Source organism: Mesorhizobium sp. LEGMi-168a (genome assembly GCF_058312955.1).
On the sequence record NZ_JBZEGV010000096.1, the window covers coordinates 1 to 1,409 of the forward strand.

A 1,409-nucleotide genomic window follows, 5' to 3' on the forward strand; every position below is an offset into this window, starting at 1 on the left:
GCAGTCGCGGCAGGTGAACTTCTCCCGCACGTGCTGGATCACCTTCCATTGCCGCGGCACCACCTCCAGCGTCTCGGTGATATCCTCACCCAGCTTGCGCAGCCGATGACCGCCGCAGCAGTGGCAAGCGGTCGGCGCCGGTTCGACCACGCGTTCGCGCGGCAGGTGCTCGGGAAATGGCTGGCGCGCCGGTCGTTTGCGCACATAAGGCGCCACCTCGGTGGTCCGGGCCGCGGCCTGTTCGGCGGCGATCTCGTCTTCCGTCGCCGTGCTCTCGAGTTCCTCGAAGGTGAGCTCCATCTGGTCGTGCAGGCGGGCGGAACGTTCAGAACTCTGACCATGCAGCGCCCGCTGCAGCTTCCGGATCGTCAGATCCTGATGTGCGATCAGCGCCGCATCATCCGATGCCTTGGCCCTGGCGACCGCCAGTTCGGCCTCGACCAGCGCAGCGCGCGCGGCTTCATCTTCGGCTCTGGCCAGTGCCGCGGTCAGCGCTGCTCTGAGCGCGCCGATATCGTCCGGAACAGCATCCAGGGCGGTGGCATCCATGTCCTGGAGTGAATCATAAAACGCGTCCGCTGACTCGCGGAAAATGGCGCAAACTCAAAGAAAAAACTCAGCCCGCGCGCTCAGGACGGAACGTGTGACGCGGGTTGCGCCAGTCGATCCCGTCGAGCATGTAGGCGAGCTGCGCCGGTGATATGGAAACCGTACCGTCCGCCGGCGACGGCCAGAGAAACCGGCCCTTCTCGAGCCGTTTTGCATACAGCGACATGCCGAGCCCATCATGCCAGATAATCTTGATCAGATTGCCGCTGCGGCCGCGGAAGACATAAAGATCGCCGGCATGCGGATCCCGGCCCAACGTCTCCTGAACCTGCAGAGCCAGGCCTTGCATCCCGCGACGCATATCGGTCCGGCCGACCGCCAACCAGATCCGCACCTGGCTCGGAACCGGGATCATGAAATCCCTAGCGCCTTCACCATCGCCGCCGCCAGTGTCGGCGGCGTGGTCAGCGGAATCCGCAGCCGCATCTTGCCGGCGATCTCCAGCTCGATCACCGCTGGTGGCGCCTCCGGCACCGAAGCGGCAACAGGCTCATCGGGAACCACGACAACTTCGGCAAAGCCCGTCTCGCGGGCTCTCATCGTGCGCCGCCACCTATAGATCAGGCTGGTCGCGACATCGTACTGACGCGCTACCGCCGCAACCGTGGACCCGGGCGCGAATGCCGCGGCCAGTATCCGGCACTGATCCTCTTCACTCCAACGACGACGACGCTCAGGCCCGGTCAATAACGTCACATGGCTCATGCTGTGCTGCTAACTACGCTCGTAAGGACGACCTTAAGAGCGCAGACTCGCTACCGTGCCATGCTCGCGCAAGGCGGCCCTCGCCGGAGGCGTAC

General features: G+C 64.7%; 3 protein-coding genes. All 3 read right to left on the reverse strand.

Annotated elements, in window-relative coordinates; all coding sequences use genetic code 11:
• Window positions 1-549: IS66 family transposase (locus tag AC4FWB_RS34090; protein ID WP_491030597.1), on the reverse strand; the 549-nt coding region annotated here is incomplete at its 3' end.
• Window positions 550-616: 67 nt separating this feature from the next.
• Window positions 617-964, reverse strand: a complete 348-nt coding sequence (gene tnpB, locus AC4FWB_RS34095) for an IS66 family insertion sequence element accessory protein TnpB (RefSeq protein ID WP_040988572.1) — start codon at window positions 962-964, stop codon at window positions 617-619.
• Window positions 961-1,314, reverse strand: a complete 354-nt coding sequence (tnpA, locus tag AC4FWB_RS34100) for an IS66-like element accessory protein TnpA (RefSeq protein ID WP_491030598.1) — start codon at window positions 1,312-1,314, stop codon at window positions 961-963. The genes tnpB and tnpA overlap by 4 nt, the downstream gene beginning before the upstream one ends.
• Between the last annotated feature and the right edge of the window lie 95 nt (window positions 1,315-1,409).

Excerpts from the sequence above, each read along its gene's own strand:
- tnpB (WP_040988572.1), bottom strand. The coding sequence starts at position 964 with ATGATCCCGGTTCCGAGCCAGGTGCGGATCTGGTTGGCGGTCGGCCGG.
- tnpA (WP_491030598.1), bottom strand. The coding sequence starts at position 1,314 with ATGAGCCATGTGACGTTATTGACCGGGCCTGAGCGTCGTCGTCGTTGG.